The organism is Streptomyces nymphaeiformis (genome assembly GCF_014203895.1).
GTDB classification, from domain to species: Bacteria; Actinomycetota; Actinomycetes; order Streptomycetales; family Streptomycetaceae; genus Streptomyces; species Streptomyces nymphaeiformis.
Genome location: NZ_JACHJY010000006.1, coordinates 208,578 through 229,032, shown reverse-complemented (window position 1 = coordinate 229,032; position 20,455 = coordinate 208,578). Strand labels below are relative to the sequence as shown.

The following is a 20,455-nucleotide window of genomic DNA, read 5'->3' as shown; positions in this document are numbered from 1 at the left end:
CGTGCCCGCTCAGGCCGCGTACGGCGTGGTGGCGCGGGCGGTGCGGAGGGCCTCGCCCCACCAGGCGAGCCGGTCGAGCATGGTCTTGGCGGCGGTGTCGGCCGCGGGGTCGACGGCGTTGCCCTCGGCGTCGAACTGGGCCCAGACGCCGGCGAGTCCGACGGAGTCGCGGAGGGTGACGGCGTGCAGTTCGGCGAAGACGCCGCGCAGGTGCTCGACGGCGCGCAGGCCGCCGGAGAAGCCGCCGTAGGAGACGAAGGCGACGGGCTTGGCGTGCCACTCCTTGTGGTGCCAGTCGATCGCGTTCTTCAGGGAGGCCGGGTAGCTGTGGTTGTACTCGGGGGCGATGACGACGAAGGCGTCGGCGTCGGCGAGACGCGGGGACACCGCGCGCAGGAGGGCCCGGTCGGCCTCGTCGGCGGGGGCCTGGCCGAGGTGCGGGAAGGTCGTGGGCAGCGGGGTCTCGGCGAGGTCGATCAGGTCGGCGGTCATGTCGGGGCGTTCGGTGACGTGGGTGCGCACCCAGTTCGCGACGGTCGGGCCGACGCGGCCCTCCCGGGTGGAGCCCTGGAGCACGGCGACGCGGAGCGGAGCGGACATGGATCCCCCTGGGAAACGGTGGCGTGTGTACGTTGTACGCCGACTGGTGTACAACGTACACGCCGATGTGTACGTCGTCCACAACGCATACGATGTACGCAATCCAAGGGAGGTCGAGAAGTGGCGAAGAAGAACGAGACGGCGGACGGGATCTCGCTGTGGGAGCGGCTCGACCGGCCCGCGGGCACACCCCGCGCGTCCCTCACCCCGCGCCGGATCGCCGCCGTCGCGATCGGGATCGCCGACCGGGAGGGCTTCGGCGCCGTCACCATGCGTCGCATCGCCACCGAGCTCGGCGTCGCGCCCATGGCCGCGTACCGGCACGTCGCCGGCAAGGACGAGCTGTGGGCGCTCATGGTCGACGAGGTCTCGGCGGAACTGGAGCCCCCGGACGCGACGGAAGGCTGGCGGGAGACCTTGCGGACGCACGCCCACCGCACCCGCGACGGGATGCTGCGCCACCCCTGGCTCACCCAGCTGCCGGTCCCGCTCCTCGCCCTCACCCCGGCCCGGATGGCGGCGGTCGAACGCCAGCTCGCCTCGCTCGACGGTCTCGGCCTCGACGCCGACACCATGATGGCCGCGTTCCGCGCGGTGGCCTCGTACGTGCAGGGGGCCGTGCAGTCGGAGGTCGCCCTCGCCCAGTACATGAAGGAGCAGGGCTGGGAGAGCGGCGACGACACCCGGCGGGCCCTCGCCCCCCAGATGACCTACCTGCTCGGGACCGGGCGCTACCCCACGTATCTGCGGTACGTGCAGGGGGCGGCGCGCAAGGACGACGCGGGCTGGCAGTTCGAGACGGGCCTGGAGTGCGTCCTCGACGGGGTCGCCGGGCTGATCGGGCGCGCCGGGGAATGACGGAACGGCCCCCGGGCAGTGCTGCTGCCCGGGGGCCGTTCCGTGCGGCGGCCGTCTAGTACGAGGAGCCGCTCGCGCCCAGCGAACCCGTCGGGTGCCAGACCGTCTTCGTCTCCAGGAACGCGGTCATGCGGTCCGTGCCCGGGGACTCCGCGAAGTCCTCGGTACGGGGGCGCAGGACGCGCTTCAGGTTGTCCGCCGCCGCGATCTCCAGGTCGCGGGCGAGGCCGCCGTCGGTCGCGCCCGTCAGGTCGATCGCGTTGACGTCCTGGTGGGCCGCGAGGTGCGGGCCCATCTCGGAGGCCTTGCCGGAGAGGATGTTGACCACGCCGCCGGGCAGGTCGGAGGTGGCCAGGACCTCGCCGAGCGAGAGTGCCGGGAGCGGGGACTTCTCGCTGGCGATGACGACGGCCGTGTTGCCCGTCGCGATCACCGGGGCGATCACCGAGACCAGGCCCAGGAAGGACGAGTCCTGCGGGGCCACGATCGTCACGACGCCCGTCGGCTCCGGGGTCGACAGGTTGAAGTACGGGCCCGCGACCGGGTTCGCGCCGCCCACGACCTGGGCGATCTTGTCGGTCCAGCCCGCGTACCAGACCCAGCGGTCGATCGCCGCGTCGACGACCGCGGCCGCCTTCGACTTCGACAGGCCCTCGGCCTCGCCGACCTCGCGGACGAACTGGTCCCGGCGGCCCTCCAGCATCTCGGCGACGCGGTAGAGGATCTGGCCGCGGTTGTACGCGGTCGCGCCCGCCCAGCCGCCGAAGGCCTTGCGCGCGGCGACGACCGCGTCACGGGCGTCCTTGCGGGAGGAGAGCGGCGCGTTCGCCAGCCACTTGCCCTTCGAGTCCGTCACCTCGTACACCCGGCCGCTCTCGGAGCGGGGGAACTTGCCCCCGACGTACAGCTTGTAGGTCTTGAAGACGTTCAGACGGGTCGACTCAGACATCGAGGTAGCCCTCCAGGCCGTGGCGGCCGCCCTCGCGGCCGAAGCCCGACTCCTTGTAGCCGCCGAAGGGCGAGGTCGGGTCGAACTTGTTGAACGTGTTGGCCCAGACGACGCCGGCCCGGAGCTTGTTGGCGACCGCGAGGATGCGGGAGCCCTTCTCCGTCCAGATGCCGGCCGACAGGCCGTACTGGCTGTTGTTGGCCTTCGCGACGGCCTCGTCGGGCGTACGGAACGACAGCACCGACAGGACGGGGCCGAAGATCTCGTCGCGGGCGATCCGGTGCGCCTGCGTGACGTTCGTGAAGAGCGTCGGGGCGAACCAGTAACCGGCCGACGGGATCTCGCACGCGGCGGTCCAGCGCTCGGCGCCCTCCGCCTCGCCCTCGTCCACCAGCGAGGTGATGCGGGCCAGCTGCTCGGAGGAGTTGATGGCGCCGATGTCGGTGTTCTTGTCGAGCGGGTCGCCGAGGCGGAGCGTCGACAGGCGGCGCTTGAGCGAGTCGAGCAGCTCGTCCTGGATCGACTCCTGGACCAGGAGGCGGGAGCCCGCGCAGCAGACCTGGCCCTGGTTGAAGAAGATGCCGTTGACGATGCCCTCGACGGCCTGGTCGATGGGCGCGTCGTCGAAGACGATGTTGGCGCCCTTGCCGCCCAGCTCCAGGGTCACCTTCTTGTCCGTGCCGGCGACCGAGCGCGCGATGGCCTTGCCGACGGCGGTCGAACCGGTGAAGGCGACCTTGTTCACGTCCGGGTGCTCGACCAGGGCCGCGCCCGTGGCGCCGTACCCCGGAAGGATGTTGACGACGCCCTTCGGCAGCCCGGCCTGGCGGCAGATGTCCGCGAAGAACAGGGCGGAGAGCGGGGTCGTCTCGGCCGGCTTCAGGACGACCGTGTTGCCGGTCGCGAGCGCCGGGGCGATCTTCCACGCCAGCATGAGCAGCGGGAAGTTCCACGGGATGACCTGGCCGGCCACGCCCAGCGGGCGCGGGTTCGCGCCGTAACCGGCGTGGTCGAGCTTGTCGGCCCAGCCCGCGTAGTAGAAGAAGTGCGCGGCGACCAGGGGGAGGTCCGCGTCGCGGGTCTCCTTGATCGGCTTGCCGTTGTCCAGGGTCTCCAGGACGGCCAGCTCGCGGCTGCGCTCCTGGATGATCCGGGCGATCCGGAAGAGGTACTTGGCGCGCTCGGAACCGGGCAGCGCCGACCACTTCTCGAAGGCCTTGCGGGCCGCCTTCACCGCGCGGTCGACGTCCTCGGCGCCCGCCTGGGCGACCTCGGCGAGGACCTCCTCGGTGGCGGGGGAGACGGTCTTGAAGACCTTGCCGTCGGCGGCGTCCACGAACTCGCCGTCGATGAACAGGCCGTAGCTCGGCGCGATGTCGACGACCGAGCGCGACTCCGGTGCCGGTGCGTACTCGAATGCAGATGCCATGTTGATCAGTCCACCGTCACGTAATCGGGGCCGGAGTAACGGCCGGTCGCCAGCTTCTGGCGCTGCATCAGCAGGTCGTTGAGCAGGCTGGAAGCGCCGAAGCGGAACCAGTGGTTGTCCAGCCAGTCCTCGCCCACGGTCTCGTTGACGAGCACCAGGAACTTGATCGCTTCCTTGGTGTTGCGGATGCCGCCGGCCGGCTTCACGCCGATCTGCACGCCGGTCTGCGCGCGGAAGTCACGCACGGCCTCCAGCATGAGGAGGGTGTTCGCCGGGGTGGCGTTGACCGCGACCTTGCCGGTCGAGGTCTTGATGAAGTCCGCGCCGGCCATCATCCCGAGCCAGGAGGCGCGGCGGATGTTGTCGTACGTGGAGAGCTCGCCGGTCTCGAAGATCACCTTGAGGCGGGCGCGGTCGCCGCACTCCGCCTTGATCGCGGCGATCTGCTCGAAGACCTCCAGGTACCGGCCGGCGAGGAAGGCGCCACGGTCGATGACCATGTCGATCTCGTCGGCTCCGGCGGCGATGGCGTCGGCGGTGTCGGCCAGCTTCACGGGGAGCGCGGCGCGCCCGGCCGGGAAGGCGGTGGCGACCGAGGCGACCTTGACGCCCGAGCCCGCGACGGCGGCCTTGGCGGTGGCCACCATGTCGGGGTAGACGCAGACGGCGGCGGTCTTCGGGGTCGTGCGGTCGGTCGGATCGGGGTTGACGGCCTTGGCGGCGAGCGCCCGGACCTTGCCCGGGGTGTCCGCGCCTTCGAGCGTCGTCAGGTCGATCATGGAAATGGCCAGGTCGATGGCGTACGCCTTGGCCGTGGTCTTGATCGAGCGGGTGCCGAGGGACGCGGCGCGCGCCTCCAGGCCGACGGCGTCGACGCCGGGCAGCCCGTGGAGGAAGCGGCGCAGCGCACTGTCGGACGTGGTCACGTCGGCGAAAGCGAGTGCTGCGGGTGCAGTGGTGGGCATGGTCACCAGTCGAGCATATCTACGCGCGTAGCGACCTGTACAGGGGAGCCCCTTCGACGAGCCCGAGGTCACAGGGGGTCCGACGGCGTGGTGATTGCTGTCACACGGCCGTGACATGGAACGGACAGGTCCCGAATGCAAGATCAATAGATTTCTCATCAGCAGCCAGCCAGACCTCACCGGACACAGAGACGGACCGAGAAAAAGCGGCATGCGGCTCTCCATCCACCCACCTGATCTTCACAGGAGTCGTTATGCGCACCGCCCTTCGCACCGCCATCGCCACCGCCCTCGTCGCGGGTGTCGCGATCACCGCCCCCGCCCTCGCGGCGGGCGCCGCCTTCGCGGCCGACGGCCCGGTGGCCGCCGCCACCGCCCAGGCGAAGCCGACCGACGCCGGGGCCGATGCGTCGAAGGGCACCCTCGTCCGTACCGAAACCCTCCTCAACGGAACCGTCGCCAAGATCTACAAGGTCAAGGACCTGAGCTACCGCGCCGAGCTCTTCTACCAGGGCAACCCGGTCGGCGTCCTGGAGGCGACCACCCGTTCCGTCGCCGGCAACGACAACGGCGAGTTCTTCGTCCTCAACCCGGACGGCACCACCTACAACTGGGACCGCAACTACGTCCCCGGGGCCACGTCGGGCATCTACCGCCTCGCCGACGGCACGCTCATGGAGCTCGCGAAGAAGGACGGCCGCTACGGCCTCCAGCTGATCGAGAACGGCAAGGGCCGCGGCTTCACCTACCTGAACGCCCCCCGTCAGGTCTGGACGTACGGCAAGGCGGTCGTCGTCCTGGAGCAGGACGGAGGCTTCGCCGCCTACATCCCGGGCTCGGCGCGGCAGGCCGCCCCGAAGCTCGTCGAGAAGCCCGCGCCCGCGCCGGCCCCCGCGCCCACCCCGGGCCCGGTCGTCACCCTCGGCGAGTGCACCGTCCAGCAGGTCATCCCCTCGGTCTTCGCGCAGCTGACCGTGACGCTCACCAACGACCTGGAGAAGGGCCCGAAGGCCGTCCTCAACGACGAGGCCGGAAAGCCGATCGTCGTCCTCGACCGCGACCACGCGGCCGACCTGGGCCAGGGCCTCACGATCAAGGGCGCGAACACCACCACCCCGAAGCTCGGCCAGCGCACCCAGGGCGGCGACACGCCGTACGCCTGGACCGCGTTCCCGAAGCTCCCCAAGGGCTGCGAGAAGGACACCGCCACGCCCACCCCGGCGCCGTCCACCACGACCCCGGCCCCCGCGGGCAACACCGGCACCACCACCAACAACGGGCAGACCTCCGTCATCCCGAAGGGCGGCGTCGCGGCCGGCGCCGAGCTCTCCGCCGAGGGCGACTCGACCGCGCTGATCGCCGCCGGCGCCGGTGCGGCCTCGCTCGCCGCCGCGGGCCTCGGCTTCGTCGTCCTGCGCCGCCGGTCCGGCGCCCGCGGCTGACCCGCACGGCCTCGGCCGCCGGCGACCGACCCGTACCGCCTCCTGCCCCTGACCCGAGCAGGCGCCACCCCACCCCGGGCCGGCCGCCGCGTCCGACGCGACGGCCGGCCACACCCCGACCTCCGGCCGGTCGCCGCCTTCGCGCGGCGGCCGGCCGTCACCAGCCTCAGGCCGGTCGCCGTCCTCCGCGCGGCGGCCGGCCGGACCCGTCCGGAGCCCTCCCGTGAACCGCCGCAGCCCCCGGTCCCGTACCGCCGCCGTCCTCCTCCTCGCCGCGCTCACCGCGCTCACCGGGTGTTCCGCCGGGAGCGAGCCCGGGGCCGCCCTCCCGCCCGCCCACATCTCACGGGCCACGGCCCCCGCGCCGACCGCGAGTGCGGCGCCCGTGAAGCCCATGGCGCGCTCCCTGCCCGTCCGGGTCCGGGTGCCCGCCGCCGGGGTCGACGCCGGGCCGATCCTGGACCTCGGCCTGAACGGGGACGGCACCGTCGAGGTGCCCTCGGTCGCCGACGCCGACCGGATCGGCTGGTACGACAAGGGCGTCACCCCCGGCCAGACCGGGCCCGCCGTCCTCATCGGCCACTTCGACACCGCGCGCGGCCCGGCCGTCCTCAAGGACGTCTCCAAGGTCCGCGTCGGCGACGAGATCACCGTGACCCGCGCCGACGGCACGACCGCCGTCTTCCGGGTCCGCGAGCTGGAGCAGGTCGACAAGCACGCCTTCCCGACCGCCAAGGTGTACGGCGACACCGCCCGCCCCGAGCTGCGCATCGTCACCTGCGGCGGGGAGCTGGTCGACGGCCACCGCCCCGACAACATCATCCTGTACGCCGATCTCGTGGCCGCGCGGGCCGCCTGAGCCCCCGCCCGCCCGCTGAGGCACAATCGGCGGCATGACGACCCCCGAGCCGACCCCCGAGCCCAGCCACGAGCCGAGCCACGGGTCGACCCCCGAGCAGCCGTCCGCCTCCCCCGACAAGGTCTACCGGTCGCCCCTCGGGGTCGCGGGCGGGGTCTTCCTGCTGCTCCTCGCGGCCCTGTTCGCCGGGGACGCGATGCTCCGCGGCGACGGCCGCACGCCCTGGCTCGCGCTCGCGGGCCTCGTGCTCGCCGTCCCGCTGATCGTCGCCTTCACGATCCGGCCCGCCGTGTACGCCAACGAGGACCGGCTCCGGATCCGCAACCCGTTCCGGACGATCACGCTGCCCTGGGCCACGGTCGCCGACGTACGCGCCGGCTACTCCAGCGAGGTCTTCACGCAGGAGGGCGCCAAGTACCAGCTCTGGGCGATCCCCGTCTCCCTGCGCCAGCGGAAGAAGGCCGCCCGCAGCGCCGCCCGCGCCTCCCAGGACGATCCGCACGGCCGTACCTCCGTCACCGCCGACGTACGGGACAGCGCCTCCCGGATCGCGCCGAGCGACAAGACCGTCGCCGAGCTGCGCGAGCTCGCCGAGCAGCGCGCCGGGAGCGCGGGCGCGCAGGGCGAGCCGCAGGTGCGCTGGGCGTACGAGATCGTCGGCCCCGCGCTGGCCGGGCTGCTGCTGATCGTGATCCTGGCCGCGACCGGCTGAGCCGTACCCGATGTTTTAAGGGGCCCCGGCCCACACGAGCAGCATGTATCCGCCCAGCCACGCCGAGGACAGCGCCGCCCCCGCGAGGACGAGGGCGGCCACGGGCCGGCGGGCGCGGGCGATCGCCACGGCGAGCGGCAGCAGCAGTGGGAAGCCCGGCAGCAGGAAGCGGGCGCGCGGGAACCAGACGCCGCCGCTGCCGAGGACCACGAGCAGCAGCACCCCCGTGAACACGAGCAGCGGCAGCGGCTGCCGGTCGGCGAGACAGCACAGGTAGAGCCCGGCGGACAGCAGCAGCACGACCGAGACGACGGACAGGAAGAGGTACGGGGCCTGGCTGTGGACGAGGTACCGCTTCAGCTCCCGCAGCGTCACCGCGCCCCCGTCCCACTGGTTCCCCCAGCGTCGCTGCACCTCGAAGTAGCCGTCCCAGCGTCCGCGGACCAGCGCCACCCACCCCACGTACCCGAGCCAGCCGAGCGGCGCGGTCAGGGCGGCGAGCAGGGCCTGCGGCGCGCGCCCGCCGGGCTCGCGCCGACCGGGCCCCCGGCAGGCGGCCAGCAGTCCCGCCGTCGAGACCGCCGCCGCGACCGCGAGCCCCGTCGGCCTCGTCAGGCCGGCGGCCACCGCGAGTCCGGCCGCCCACGCCCAGCGCCCGTCGAGCACCGCGTACAGCGCCCAGGCGGCGAGCGCCGTGAACAGCGACTCCGTGTAGCCCATCCACTGCACGGCGGCCACCGGCGAGGCGGCCCACAGGACCGCGAGGACCGTGCCGGTGCGGCGCCCGTGCAGCCGGTCGCCGACCGCGAACACCCCCCAGGCGGCGGCCAGCGAGCACACCACCGCGACCCCGAGCGCCACCGAGGCGCGGGAGCCGGGCAGGACCGTCGAGAGCACCCGGACGAGCCCGGGGAAGAGCGGGAAGAAGGCGAGGTTCCGGGGGTAGGACGGGTCGGCGGCGTACCCGTGCGCCGCGATGTCCAGGTACCAGAGCGAGTCCCAGGTGCGGGCGAGCACCGGCCACAGGCCGTGCCCCTTCCCGTGCGCCCAGCGGGCGAGGACCGCGAGCCCCAGGAGCCGTACCGCCAGGAAGCCGAGCAGTGCCGGGGCCGCGTGCCGCAGCGCCCCGCGCCGCCCGGCGCCGGGGGCGGGTGCGGGGGCGGAGGTACGCGGGGTGGGGACGTACGGCACGGGGGTGACGGACACCCGGTCACCCTGGCGCGCGCTCCCGGCGCACGGTCCACGCGTCACGTCACGTGTCGTACGGGTTCACCCGGACGGGCGCGGCGGGGGAACGCCGGAGGGCCGGTACGGAAGCGCTCCCGTACCGGCCCTCCTCGGTGTCCCTACAGCCCGGCGGCCTCGGACAGGTCCCGCTTGATCGCGGCGAGCACCTCCGCGCCCGTCGCGCGGGCCGTCGCCAGCTCGCTCCCGTCGCCGACCGGGACCACGACCTCCAGATAGCACTTGAGCTTGGGCTCGGTGCCGGACGGGCGGACGATCACCCGGGCCTTGTAGGCGCCCTCCAGGTGGTAGCGCAGGCCGTCCGTCGGCGGCAGCGACTCCGTGCCCTTCGTCAGGTCCTCGGCCGAGACGACCGTCAGACCGGCGAGCCGCACCGGGGGCTTCTCGCGCAGCGCGGCCATCGCGTTCGCGATGACGCCCAGGTCCTCGACGCGCACCGACAGCTGGTCCGTGGCGTGAAGGCCGTGCGCCACCGCCAGGTCGTCGAGCAGGTCGGTGAGGGTGCGGCCCTGCTCCTTGAGCACCGAGGCCAGCTCGGTGACGAGCAGCGCGGCCGTGATGCCGTCCTTGTCGCGGACGCCCTCGGGGTCGACGCAGTAGCCGAGCGCCTCCTCGTAGCCGTACCGCAGGCCGTCGACGCGGGCGATCCACTTGAAGCCGGTCAGCGTCTCCTCGTAGCCGACGCCCGCGGCCTCGGCGATGCGGCCGAGGAGCGAGGACGACACGATCGACTCGGCGAACACGCCGGTGGCGCCCTTGTGCACGAGGTGCGCGGCGAGCAGCGCGCCGACCTCGTCGCCGCGGAGCATCCGCCAGCCGCCCTCGACGTCCGCGTCGGGCACGGCGACGGCGCAGCGGTCGGCGTCCGGGTCGTTCGCGATGACGATGTCGGGGTCCACGGCCCGGGCGGCCTCGAAGGCCAGGTCCATGGCGCCCGGCTCCTCCGGGTTCGGGAAGGCGACCGTCGGGAACGCCGGGTCCGGCTCGGCCTGCTCGGCGACGAGCGCGGGCGGCGGGAAGCCGGCCCGGCCGAACGCGGCCGTCAGGACCTCCTTGCCGACGCCGTGCATGGCCGTGTAGACGGTCCGCGCGGTGCGGGGGGAGCCGGGGGTCAGGACGGCGTCCGTGCGCTCCAGGTACGACTCCAGGACCTCGTCGCCGAGGACCTCCCAGCCCTCGGAGGCGCGGGGCACGTCGTTCAGCGAGCGGATCGCGTCGATCTCGGCGGCGATCTCCGCGTCGGCCGGCGGCACGATCTGCGAGCCGTCGCCCAGGTAGACCTTGTAGCCGTTGTCGCGCGGCGGGTTGTGGCTGGCGGTCACCTCGACACCGGCGACGGCGCCCAGATGCCTTATGGCGTACGCGAGGACGGGCGTCGGCAGCGGGCGCGGGAGCAGCGCGGCGCGCAGCCCGGCGGCGGTCACCACGGCGGCGGTGTCGCGGGCGAAGTCGACGGACTTGTAGCGGGCGTCGTAGCCGATGACGACGAGACCGCCGGTCTCGCCCTTCGCCTTCAGGTACGCGGCGAGGCCGGCGGCGGCGCGGATCACGACCGAGCGGTTCATCCGCATGGGCCCGGCGCCGATCTCACCGCGGAGGCCGGCGGTGCCGAACTGCAGCGTGCCGCTGAAACGGGCGGCGAGCTCGTCGGTGGCGTTGCGGTCGAGGAGCGCGGCGAGCTCGTCGCGGGTCTCCTGATCGGGATCCTCGGCGAGCCACGCCTGGGCCCGGGCGAGGAGGTCGTCCTGCGTCACGGTGGGGTGCCTTTCGGGGGGTGCGGGCGGGAGTGCGGGTGCCGGTGCGGGCCGGTCGGGCCGGTCGGGCCGCGGGGCGGTGCGGGCCGGTCGGGCCGGTTCGGGTGCGGGCCGGCGGGGCGGTGCGGGTTGCGCTGGTGCGGGTGCGTGAGCGCCGCTGCGCGGAGCCTTCCCCCACCCCGCCCCTTCCCGAAACTGGGGGCGAGCCCCCAGACCCCCGTACGGCCTGAGGCCGCGCCCTCGAACGCCGGGCGGGCTGGACGTCCAGCCCCGCCGGCGTTCGAGGCGCGGGGGTCCGGGGGCGGAGCCCCCGGTTACGGGAAGGGGCGGGGTGGGGGAGAAAGCCCCGCGCAGCGGCCCCCGCCCCACGTCGCGCAGCGGCCCGCCGCGCCGGACGACCCGGCGGTCGGAGGCCGCCGCAGCGCTCCGAAGCCCGCCCGGCCCCCTGGGGCCGAGCGGTGCGAGGAGCGCGGAGGGAACTCAGATCCGGTCCAGCACCCGCGTCAGCAGCTCACCCATCCGCGCCGCCGAGTCGCGCCCCGCCTGGAGCACCTCCTCGTGGTTCAGCGGCTCGCCCGAGAGCCCCGCCGCCAGGTTGGTGACGAGCGAGATGCCCAGGACCTCGGCGCCGGCCTCGCGGGCCGCGATCGCCTCGAGGACGGTGGACATGCCGACGAGGTCGCCGCCCAGCACGCGGACCATGTTGATCTCGGCGGGCGTCTCGTAGTGCGGGCCGGGGAACTGGACGTACACGCCCTCCTCCAGCGTCTCGTCGACCTCCTTGCACAGCGCGCGCAGGCGCGGCGAGTACAGGTCGGTGAGGTCGACGAAGTTCGCGCCGACGATCGGGGAGGCGGCCGTCAGGTTGATGTGGTCGCTGATGAGGACCGGCTGGCCGGGGCGCATGCCCTCGCGGAGGCCGCCGCAGCCGTTGGTGAGGATCACGGTCTTGCAGCCGGCGGCGACGGCGGTGCGGACGCCGTGCGCGACGGAGGCGACGCCGCGGCCCTCGTAGAAGTGGGTGCGGCCGAGGAAGACCAGCGCGCGCTTCTCACCGATCTTGTACGAGCGGACCTTGCCGCCGTGGCCCTCGACGGCCGGCGGCGGGAAGCCGGGGAGCTCGGTCACCGGGAACTCGGCCTCGGGAGCGCCGAGGGCGTCGACGGCGGGCGCCCAGCCGGAGCCCATGACCAGGGCGACGTCGTGGTTCTCGACGCCGGTCAGCTCGCGAAGGGCTGCGGCAGCGGCCTCGGCGGCCTCGTACGGGGTGGCAGTTGCGTTCACTGACTCTCTCGCCTCGGGGAGGGGGGTCCGAGGGGAGCCCCGGACGGATTTGGTACGCGAAGCAGCGTAGCCGGAGAATTCCTACGCGCGTAGATGACGATGCGGACGGACATGCGATCGTTGTCTTGTCGTTTCCGACGAACGGCGGATTCCGGCCGCCCGGGCGGACCGACAGGATCAGCAGGGTCGCTTGCGCAACTCCATCACGTAGTCGTGCGGCGCGCCCGCCGACTCGGCCGCGTCGGCGACCTCTCCCAGGTACCGCGCGGACGGCAGCCCGCCCTCGTAGGCGTTGAGCACGTACACCCAGGCCGGCTCGTCGCCGTCCAGGGTGTGCACGCGCACCCGCATCCGCCGGTAGATGCCGAGGCCCACGCCCTCCCAGCGGTCCATGGAGTCCTCGTCCATCGGCGCGATGTCGTACAGCGCCACGAACACCTGGGAACCGGGGGCCTCCACGATCGTGGCCAGCGCTCCCTCCCAGCCCATCTGCTCACCGCCGAAGGTGAGCCGCCAGCCGTTCAGCCAGCCGGTGCCGCGCAGCGGGGAGTGCGGTGCGCGGCGGCTCATCAGCCGCGCGTCGAGGTTGCCGGCGAAAGCGGCGTAGAGCGACATGGGACCGAGGGTACGGGAGGGGGCGGGGTGTCCGACGAACACCGAGGTGGCGGCCGTACGGGGGGCTCCACGCGCAGGCCGGCACCCGTCCGCACCCCTTCGACGGGCCCCGGCGCGAGGCCGCGCCCGGAGTGCGGGACAATGGGCTACGCACTTGAAGCGTGCGGGACAATGGCGTACGCACTGCATCCCAGCGGGGGGACCCCCCGGCAGAACGAGAGCGCGAGGCGTAGATCCCAGTGACCCGGATCGTGATCATCGGCGGCGGACCCGGCGGATACGAGGCGGCCCTCGTGGGCGCCCAGCTCGGCGCGGAGGTGACCGTCGTCGACTGCGACGGCCTCGGCGGCGCGTCCGTCCTGACCGACTGCGTCCCCTCGAAGACCCTGATCGCCACCGCCGAGGTGATGACCACCTTCGACTCCTCCTACGAGGAGCTCGGCATCATCGTCGCGGACGACACCCCGCACATCGAGCAGGCCGCCCGCGTCGTCGGCGTGGACCTCGGCAAGGTGAACCGACGGGTGAAGCGCCTCGCGCTCGCCCAGTCCCACGACATCACCGCCTCCGTCACCCGGGCCGGCGCCCGGGTCCTGCGCGGCCGCGGCCGGCTGGACGGCCGGCAGGCGATGGACGGCTCCCGCCAGGTGATCGTCACCGCCGCCGACGGCACCGAGGAGACGCTGACCGCCGACGCGGTGCTGATCGCGACCGGCGGCCATCCGCGCGAGGTGCCCGACGCCAAGCCGGACGGCGAGCGCATCCTGAACTGGACGCAGGTCTACGACCTGAAGGAGCTCCCCGAGGAGCTCATCGTGGTCGGCTCCGGCGTCACCGGCGCCGAGTTCGCCGGCGCCTACCAGGCGCTCGGCTCCCGGGTCACGCTCGTCTCCTCCCGAGACCGCGTCCTCCCCGGCGAGGACCCGGACGCCGCCGCCGTCCTGGAGGACGTCTTCCGGCGCCGCGGCATGAACGTCATGGCCCGCTCCCGCGCCGAGTCCGCCAAGCGGGTCGGCGACCGGGTCGAGGTCACGCTCTCGGACGGCCGGGTCATCTCCGGCACGCACTGCCTGATGGCGGTCGGCGCGATCCCGAACTCGGCCGGAATGGGTCTGGAGGAGGCGGGGGTCAAGCTGAAGGACTCCGGTCACATCTGGACCGACAAGGTCTCCCGCACCACCGCGCCCGGCGTGTACGCCGCCGGTGACGTCACGGGCGTCTTCGCGCTCGCCTCCGTCGCCGCCATGCAGGGCCGGATCGCGATGTACCACTTCCTCGGCGACGCGGTGGCCCCGCTGAACCTGAAGACGGTCTCCTCGAACGTCTTCACCGACCCGGAGATCGCCACCGTCGGCTACACCCAGGCCGACGTGGACGCGGGCAAGATCGACGCCAAGGTCGTCAAGCTGCCGCTGCTGCGCAACCCGCGCGCGAAGATGCAGGGCATCCGGGACGGCTTCGTGAAGATCTTCTGCCGTCCCGGCACCGGCATCGTGGTCGGCGGCTGTGTCGTCGCGCCGAAGGCGAGCGAGCTGATCCATCCCATCTCGATCGCGGTCGACAACAATCTGACGGTCGAACAGATCGCAAATGCTTTCACCGTGTACCCCTCCCTGTCGGGCTCGATCGCGGAAGTGGCACGGCAGTTGCACACCCGAAAGGCGACGGGCGAGGCCTGAGGTCCCGCTCCGGTCCGGCCCCCGCCTGCGGGAACGGTTCGCCCACTCGGACAACCCCCGGCAATCCCGGGCATAGAACGATCAACGACGGGGCCTCCCATACCACGTGGAGGCCCCGTCCGTGCGCATCTTCTGCAATTCGGCGCATAGTGCTGAAAAGTATCGGCCGCTCACGTTACTGTCAGTTTCGTGTTCGCTGCAGAACGTCGTCAGTTGATCCTCGAAATGGTGCGAGCCAATGGGGCCGTGTCGCTCCGCGAGCTCGCCCGCGTCGTCCAGACCTCTGAAGTGACCGTACGGAGAGACGTACGGGCCCTTGAGGCAGAAGGACTCCTCGACCGCCGCCACGGCGGTGCGGTGTTGCCGGGCGGATTCACGCGAGAATCCGGCTTCCCGCAGAAATCCCATCTCGCCACAGCGGAGAAGACGGCCATCGCCGACGTCGCCGCGAGCCTCGTCGAGGAGGGCGAGGCCATCGTCGTCGGCGCCGGGACGACCACGCAGGAGCTGGCCCGCCGGCTCGCCCGCGTGCCCGGCCTGACCGTCGTCACCAACTCCCTGCTCGTCGCCCAGGCCCTCGCCCACGCCAACCGGGTCGAGGTCGTCATGACCGGCGGCACCCTGCGCGGCTCCAACTACGCCCTCGTGGGCAGCGGGGCCGAGCAGTCGCTCCAGGGACTCCGGGTCTCCCGGGCCTTCCTCTCCGGGAGCGGCCTGACCGCCGAGCGCGGCCTGTCCACGTCCAACATGCTCTCCGCGAGCGTGGACCGGGCACTCGTGCAGGCGGCGGCCGAGGTCGTGGTCCTGGCCGACCACACCAAGCTCGGCTCCGACACCATGTTCCAGACGGTGCCGACGGACGTCATCACCCGCCTGGTGACCGACGAGCCCCCGGCCCACGACGAGCGGGCCGCCACCGAGCTCCAGGCCCTCGCCGACCAGGGCGTCCAGATCGCCGTCGCCGGTACGGGCGCGGCCGCCGGCCCCGTCGGCGGCGAACAGCTCCCCCCGGGCGCCCGGCCCCGCCGTGACGTGCCGCTCCCCGTCCAGCGCGGGCGGATGGCGGCCGGTCAGTTCCGTGGACCGGGCGGCGGAATGGCCGCGGAGACGCTGGAGCGCACGGCCCGGGTCGCGGACATGCGCCGCCGCTGACGTCGGAAGAAGTCGGCCGCAGTACCCGAGGGACCCTCCCCCAGGGGTCCCACGCCGCTCCCGGACGTACCTCAGTCCTTCAGCCCCCGCAGCGTCAGCGCGAGCAGGCGGTCCGCGAGGAACACGTCCTCCGGGCACTGTTCCGCCGCCAGCGCGATCGCGTTGGTCAGCTGCATCAGGTCGCCGATCGACACGTCGGCGCGCACCTGTCCCGCCTTCCGGGCCCTTTCGAGCAGCCGCTCGCCCGCCGCGCGCAGCGGATCGCTGCACCGCGCCAGGGCCGAACTCCGGTCGTACGAGGCGGACATCAGCGCGTGCGCGAGCCCCCGGTACTCACCCGCGTGGGCGATCAGGGCCCGCAGCCACTCCACGAGCGCCCGGCACGGCGCGTCCGCCTCCGCCAGCTCCCGCGAGCGGTCGAGCAGTTCGGCCAGCGCCTCCTGGAAGACCGCGTTCAACAGGTCGGCCCGGGTGGGGAAGTGGCGGTAGAGGGTGCCGATCCCGACGCCCGCGCGGCGCGCGACCTCCTCCAGGGGTGCGTCCGCGCCCTGTTCCCCGAAGGCGGCGCGGGCCTCGACGAGCAGTCGTTCGTGGTTGCGGCGTGCGTCGGCGCGCATGGGCGAACGGGCTCCTCTCGTGCGAAGGGCCCGCAGGCGGCTGCCTGCGGGCCCTTCGTACCGTACTGGGTGCGACGGATCAGTCCTTGATGTCGCAGATGACGGCACCGGAGGTGACGGAGGCGCCGACCTCGGCGCTCAGGCCCTTGACGGTGCCGGAGCGGTGGGCGTTGAGGGGCTGCTCCATCTTCATGGCCTCGAGGACGACGATCAGGTCGCCCTCCTTGACCTCCTGGCCCTCCTCGACCGCGACCTTCACGATCGTGCCCTGCATCGGGGACGCGAGGGTGTCGCCCGAGGCGGTCGGGCCGGACTTCTTCGCCGCGCGCCGCTTCGGCTTCGCACCGGCCGCCAGGCCCGTGCGCGCCAGCGTCATCCCGAGGGAGGACGGCAGGGAGACCTCGAGGCGCTTGCCGCCGACCTCGACGACGATCGTCTCGCGGCCCGCCTCGTCCTCGTCCGCCTCCGAGCCGGCCGGGGCGAACGGCTTGATCTCGTTGACGAACTCCGTCTCGATCCAGCGGGTGTGGACCTGGAACGGGTCGGCCGTGAAGGCCGGGTCGACCACGACGGCCTGGTGGAACGGGATCGCCGTCGCCATGCCCTCGACCTTGAACTCCGCCAGGGCGCGCGCGGCGCGCTGGAGGGCCTGCTCGCGGGTGGCGCCGGTGATGATCAGCTTGGCCAGGAGCGAGTCCCAGGCCGGGCCGATGACCGAGCCGGACTCGACGCCCGCGTCCAGACGGACACCCGGGCCGGTCGGCGGGGTGAAGACCGTGACCGTGCCGGGGGCCGGGAGGAAGTTGCGGCCCGGGTCCTCGCCGTTGATGCGGAACTCGAAGGAGTGACCGCGGATCTCCGGGTCGCCGTAACCGAGCTCCTCGCCGTCCGCGATGCGGAACATCTCGCGGACCAGGTCGATGCCCGTGACCTCCTCGGTCACCGGGTGCTCGACCTGCAGACGCGTGTTGACCTCCAGGAAGGAGATCGTGCCGTCGAGGCCGACGAGGAACTCGACCGTGCCGGCGCCGACGTAGCCGGCCTCCTTCAGGATCGCCTTCGACGCCGCGTACAGCTGCTCGTTCTGCGCCTCGGTCAGGAACGGCGCCGGGGCCTCCTCGACCAGCTTCTGGTGGCGGCGCTGCAGCGAGCAGTCGCGCGTCGAGACGACGACCACGTTGCCGTGGGAGTCGGCGAGGCACTGGGTCTCGACGTGGCGGGGCTTGTCGAGGTAGCGCTCGACGAAGCACTCGCCGCGGCCGAAGGCCGCCACGGCCTCACGGACCGCCGAGTCGTACAGCTCCGGGACCTCTTCGAGCGTGCGGGCGACCTTCAGGCCGCGGCCGCCGCCGCCGAAGGCGGCCTTGATCGCGATCGGCAGGCCGTGCTCCTCGGCGAAGGCCACGACCTCCTCGGCACCCGACACCGGGTCCGGCGTGCCCGCGACCAGCGGGGCGCCGGCGCGCTGCGCGATGTGACGGGCGGCGACCTTGTCACCCAGGTCCCGGATCGCCTGCGGCGGCGGGCCGATCCACGTCAGACCCGCGTCGAGCACCGCCTGCGCGAACTCGGCGTTCTCGGAGAGGAATCCGTAACCCGGGTGAACCGCGTCCGCGCCGGAGTCCTTCGCGGCCTGCAGGACCTTCGCCATGTCCAGGTAGCTGGTGGCCGGAGTGTCACCGCCCAGAGCGAAGGCCTCGTCGGCCGCCCGGACATGCAGAGCATCCCGGTCCGGATCGGCGTACACGGCCACGCTGCCGATACCCGCGTCCCGGCACGCCCGGGCCACACGGACAGCGATTTCGCCACGGTTGGCGATGAGCACCTTGCGCACGATGGCTCCCTCCTTGAAACAAGCTGAGTTTAGGGACTGCCGACACGGCCTTTCGACCCGTCCCCAGTGGTGAGCTTGCCCACACGGAGCGTGACCACGGGCCCGCTCGGGTCGTGAATTCCCTTGTCGCACCACGGTACGCAGGGTTCCTTGACGGCACAGTAGCTCTGAGGTGTGGCGCAGGTCTCTGTTCGTGGGACCAGGGGCCGTTCGGGTTTCTTTGTGGAGTCCCTACGAATGGCTCAATGATTCTTTGCCGGGCGGTCCGTCGATCGTCCGTTGATCCTCCACCGTCGCCCGCCGTGCGGGAACTCTTGTCCGAGGGTTTACCGGCCAGTAGCCTTCGCGCTGTCGACCGTACTCTCGGTAACAGCTGAATCCAGGGGGTGGCCGAGGTGGCCCGCAGACCGATAGCGCTCGTGACGGCCGCGGTGCTCTTCCTCGAAGCACCCGGCATCGTCGCGATCAACGCCGTCATGGCCGGCTTCCTGGAAGCCCAGTCGATGTCCCTCGCCGGCATGGACCCCGACGCGATGGTCACCGGCACCTGGGGACTCGGCATCGCCTCCGGCGCCGCCCTCCTCCTCTGCGGACTCGTCGCCCTCGTCGCGGGCGTCCGCGACCGCCGCCCGGGCCGCTTCGGCCGGGCGCTCCTCATCGGCTGCGCGATCGTCCACGGCGTCCTCGGCGCGGTCTCCGTCGGCCTCCTCGGCTGGCCCGCCTTCGCGTTCCTGGTGACCGTGCTCGGGCTCGTCGTCCTCACCCTGGTGGCGTACGGCGAGGAGCGCGCGAAGGACGTCCCCGAGGAGGTTCCGGCCGTCGGCTGACCTCAGGCCCAGAGGTCGGTGATCTCGACGTCCAGCTTCCGCAGGAGCCTGCGCAGGAGCGGCAGGGACAGGCCGATCACATTGCCCGGGTCGCCGTCGATGCCGTCGATGAACGGGGCCGAGCGGCCGTCCAGGGTGAACGCGCCCGCCACGTGGAGCGGTTCGCCGCTCGCCACGTACGCGGCGATCTCCTCGTCCGTCGGCTCGCCGAAGCGGACCACGGTGGAGGCCGTCGCCGACTCGTAGCGCTTGGCGGCCGTGTCGTACACGCAGTGGCCGGTCTGGAGGATGCCGACCCGGCCCCGCATCGACTTCCAGCGGGCGGTGGCCTCCTCGGCGTCGGCCGGCTTGCCCAGGGCCTGCTTGTCGAGCTCCAGGACCGAGTCGCAGCCGATGACGAGCGCGCCGAACGCCTCGGGCTTGGCGGCCACGTGGGCTGCCTTCGCCTCGGCGAGGGCGAGCGCGAGTTCGGCCGGGGTCGGGGCGTGGACCTTGTCCTCGTCGACGCCGCTCACGATCACCTCGGGAGCGAGTCCGGCCTGCCGGAGCAGGCCGAGCCGGGCGGGGGAGGCGGAGGCGAGCACGACACGGCGCGGATCAGCAGTCATGGGGGCAGCGTAGCCAGTGCCGGGCGTACGCACGCGCCCGCGTGGCCCGGTCGTCCGCTTGTCCGCGGGTACGCGCGCGTGGCACCCGTCGTGCGCGCGCGGTCCGTACGCGCGCGCGTGGTCCGTCGGGCCGTACGCGTGCGCGTGGTCAGCGCGCGCTCGCCACGAACATCACCACCACCATCGCCAGTGCCAGCAGCACGCCCGTGCGGCGGAGCGTCGCCTGCATGTCGCGCAGGAACTTCGGCGGCTGGTTCTTCGGGTCGGACCACAGCATGCCTCCGATCCTGCGGGCGGGGCGCGCGGGGCGCCTGAGTACGGATACTCAGGCATCCCCGTACGGAGGGACTATTCGCGGACGAACACCCCGTCCCGCGCGGCCGCGAGCGCCGCCGTCACCGCCCGCTCGGCGACGGCGGCGTCGAGCTCCTCGCGGGTGACCGCGAAGCGGTAGTAGAGCGGCGCGGAGACGGCGCGGAGGAGCTCGACGGGGTCCGTCCCCGCCGGGATCTCGCCGCGGGCCTCGCCCCGGGTGACGACCGGGGCCCATTCGGCGAGCCGGGTCCGGTAGAAGTCGGCGAGGGCGCGGGCGCACTCCTCGTCGCAGGCCGCCGCGGCGATGACCGCGCGGAAGACGGCGCCCATCCGGGGGTCCACGAGGGTGTCCCGGACGAGTTCGGCGTTGGCCCGCAGGTCGCCCGGGAGGCTGCCGGTGTCGGAGGCGGGCAGCGACTGCTCGGCCATGTCGTGCAGGAGGTCGGTGACCAGGCCGACGGGGGAGCCCCAGCGGCGGTAGACGGTGGTCTTGCCGACGCCCGCGCCCGCGGCGATCCGGTCCATGTTCAGGGCGTGGAAGCCGGTGTCGGCGAGCGCGTCCAGGGTGGCGTCGAGGACCGCCCTGCGGACCTTCGCGGTGCGGCCGCCGGGACGTGTGGTGCCGGGCGTGGCCGGCCGGCTCTCAGTCAAACGGGTCTCCTGTTCCATTAAGGCCTTCGACTCTGCTACCGTACGGGACATCTTAACGGA

At 72.9% G+C, this 20,455-nt stretch carries 20 protein-coding genes; 7 read left to right on the top strand and 13 right to left on the bottom strand.

Going from position 1 to position 20,455, the window contains the following annotated elements:
- Positions 1-9: 9 nt before the first annotated feature.
- The gene (locus GGE06_RS21610; protein ID WP_184931494.1) at positions 10-600 is read right to left on the bottom strand and encodes an NADPH-dependent FMN reductase; all 591 of its coding nucleotides are present in this window, start codon (positions 598-600) and stop codon (positions 10-12) included.
- Between the two features lie 120 nt (positions 601-720).
- Between GGE06_RS21610 and GGE06_RS21605 the strand changes: the two genes are divergently transcribed.
- Positions 721-1,458: a TetR/AcrR family transcriptional regulator gene (locus tag GGE06_RS21605; protein ID WP_116159194.1), complete on the top strand. Its 738-nt coding sequence runs from the start codon at positions 721-723 to the stop codon at positions 1,456-1,458.
- Between the two features lie 55 nt (positions 1,459-1,513).
- Here GGE06_RS21605 and GGE06_RS21600 read toward each other — a convergent pair whose 3' ends face one another.
- Genes GGE06_RS21600 through deoC form a run of 3 tightly spaced genes read right to left on the bottom strand, consistent with a single transcriptional unit; the run spans position 1,514 to position 4,801 of the window.
- Entirely contained in the window at positions 1,514-2,407 is an 894-nt protein-coding gene (locus GGE06_RS21600) for an aldehyde dehydrogenase family protein (RefSeq protein ID WP_184931493.1), read from the bottom strand.
- On the bottom strand, positions 2,400-3,836 hold the full coding sequence (locus tag GGE06_RS21595) for an aldehyde dehydrogenase family protein (RefSeq protein WP_184931492.1): 1,437 nt from the start codon (positions 3,834-3,836) through the stop codon (positions 2,400-2,402). The genes GGE06_RS21600 and GGE06_RS21595 overlap by 8 nt, the downstream gene beginning before the upstream one ends.
- Positions 3,837-3,841: 5 nt before the next feature.
- Positions 3,842-4,801, bottom strand: a complete 960-nt coding sequence (deoC, locus tag GGE06_RS21590; protein ID WP_184931491.1) for a deoxyribose-phosphate aldolase — start codon at positions 4,799-4,801, stop codon at positions 3,842-3,844.
- Between the two features lie 254 nt (positions 4,802-5,055).
- Here deoC and GGE06_RS21585 point away from each other — a divergent pair, with 254 nt between their 5' ends.
- The 3 genes from GGE06_RS21585 to GGE06_RS21575 all read left to right on the top strand — a co-directional run bounded on the left by GGE06_RS21585 (position 5,056) and on the right by GGE06_RS21575 (position 7,814).
- Positions 5,056-6,243 (top strand): hypothetical protein, encoded by a 1,188-nt coding sequence (locus GGE06_RS21585; RefSeq protein ID WP_116159191.1) that lies wholly within the window; start codon positions 5,056-5,058, stop codon positions 6,241-6,243.
- 223 nt (positions 6,244-6,466) lie between these two features.
- On the top strand, positions 6,467-7,102 hold the full coding sequence (locus GGE06_RS21580) for a class F sortase (protein ID WP_184931490.1): 636 nt from the start codon (positions 6,467-6,469) through the stop codon (positions 7,100-7,102).
- 34 nt (positions 7,103-7,136) lie between these two features.
- The gene (locus tag GGE06_RS21575) at positions 7,137-7,814 is read left to right on the top strand and encodes a PH domain-containing protein (RefSeq protein ID WP_184931489.1); all 678 of its coding nucleotides are present in this window, start codon (positions 7,137-7,139) and stop codon (positions 7,812-7,814) included.
- A 15-nt stretch (positions 7,815-7,829) separates the two neighbouring features.
- Here the strand turns inward: GGE06_RS21575 and GGE06_RS21570 are convergent, their stop codons facing one another.
- The 4 genes from GGE06_RS21570 to GGE06_RS21555 form a co-directional block, all read right to left on the bottom strand.
- Positions 7,830-9,020 carry a mannosyltransferase family protein gene (locus GGE06_RS21570; RefSeq protein ID WP_184931488.1) on the bottom strand — a complete coding sequence of 397 codons (1,191 nt, stop codon included), beginning with the start codon at positions 9,018-9,020 and terminating at the stop codon, positions 7,830-7,832.
- A 140-nt stretch (positions 9,021-9,160) separates the two neighbouring features.
- The gene (locus tag GGE06_RS21565; protein WP_184931487.1) at positions 9,161-10,813 is read right to left on the bottom strand and encodes a phospho-sugar mutase; all 1,653 of its coding nucleotides are present in this window, start codon (positions 10,811-10,813) and stop codon (positions 9,161-9,163) included.
- A gap of 480 nt (positions 10,814-11,293) precedes the next feature.
- Positions 11,294-12,097 carry a purine-nucleoside phosphorylase gene (locus GGE06_RS21560; RefSeq protein WP_116159186.1) on the bottom strand — a complete coding sequence of 268 codons (804 nt, stop codon included), beginning with the start codon at positions 12,095-12,097 and terminating at the stop codon, positions 11,294-11,296.
- Between the two features lie 177 nt (positions 12,098-12,274).
- Complete coding sequence (locus GGE06_RS21555; protein ID WP_116165354.1) at positions 12,275-12,712, bottom strand: gamma-glutamylcyclotransferase family protein; 438 nt, start codon at positions 12,710-12,712, stop codon at positions 12,275-12,277.
- 239 nt (positions 12,713-12,951) lie between these two features.
- Between GGE06_RS21555 and GGE06_RS21550 the strand changes: the two genes are divergently transcribed.
- Positions 12,952-14,391 (top strand): NAD(P)H-quinone dehydrogenase, encoded by a 1,440-nt coding sequence (locus GGE06_RS21550; RefSeq protein ID WP_116159185.1) that lies wholly within the window; start codon positions 12,952-12,954, stop codon positions 14,389-14,391.
- 225 nt (positions 14,392-14,616) lie between these two features.
- Positions 14,617-15,543 carry a DeoR/GlpR family DNA-binding transcription regulator gene (locus GGE06_RS21545; RefSeq protein WP_116159184.1) on the top strand — a complete coding sequence of 309 codons (927 nt, stop codon included), beginning with the start codon at positions 14,617-14,619 and terminating at the stop codon, positions 15,541-15,543.
- A gap of 71 nt (positions 15,544-15,614) precedes the next feature.
- Here GGE06_RS21545 and GGE06_RS21540 read toward each other — a convergent pair whose 3' ends face one another.
- Together GGE06_RS21540 and GGE06_RS21535 are read right to left on the bottom strand one after the other, a co-directional pair.
- The gene (locus GGE06_RS21540) at positions 15,615-16,160 is read right to left on the bottom strand and encodes a TetR/AcrR family transcriptional regulator (RefSeq protein ID WP_184931486.1); all 546 of its coding nucleotides are present in this window, start codon (positions 16,158-16,160) and stop codon (positions 15,615-15,617) included.
- A 79-nt stretch (positions 16,161-16,239) separates the two neighbouring features.
- Complete coding sequence (locus GGE06_RS21535; protein ID WP_116159182.1) at positions 16,240-17,994, bottom strand: acetyl/propionyl/methylcrotonyl-CoA carboxylase subunit alpha; 1,755 nt, start codon at positions 17,992-17,994, stop codon at positions 16,240-16,242.
- A 395-nt stretch (positions 17,995-18,389) separates the two neighbouring features.
- Here GGE06_RS21535 and GGE06_RS21530 point away from each other — a divergent pair, with 395 nt between their 5' ends.
- Positions 18,390-18,821: a hypothetical protein gene (locus GGE06_RS21530; protein WP_181924535.1), complete on the top strand. Its 432-nt coding sequence runs from the start codon at positions 18,390-18,392 to the stop codon at positions 18,819-18,821.
- A 2-nt stretch (positions 18,822-18,823) separates the two neighbouring features.
- Here the strand turns inward: GGE06_RS21530 and GGE06_RS21525 are convergent, their stop codons facing one another.
- The 3 genes from GGE06_RS21525 to GGE06_RS21520 all read right to left on the bottom strand — a co-directional run bounded on the left by GGE06_RS21525 (position 18,824) and on the right by GGE06_RS21520 (position 20,446).
- Positions 18,824-19,429, bottom strand: a complete 606-nt coding sequence (locus GGE06_RS21525) for a Maf family protein (RefSeq protein ID WP_116159180.1) — start codon at positions 19,427-19,429, stop codon at positions 18,824-18,826.
- 148 nt (positions 19,430-19,577) lie between these two features.
- Positions 19,578-19,706 (bottom strand): morphogenic membrane protein MmpB, encoded by a 129-nt coding sequence (gene mmpB / locus GGE06_RS43485; protein WP_281402362.1) that lies wholly within the window; start codon positions 19,704-19,706, stop codon positions 19,578-19,580.
- 71 nt (positions 19,707-19,777) lie between these two features.
- The gene (locus GGE06_RS21520) at positions 19,778-20,446 is read right to left on the bottom strand and encodes a TetR/AcrR family transcriptional regulator (protein ID WP_184931485.1); all 669 of its coding nucleotides are present in this window, start codon (positions 20,444-20,446) and stop codon (positions 19,778-19,780) included.
- Positions 20,447-20,455: the final 9 nt, after the last annotated feature.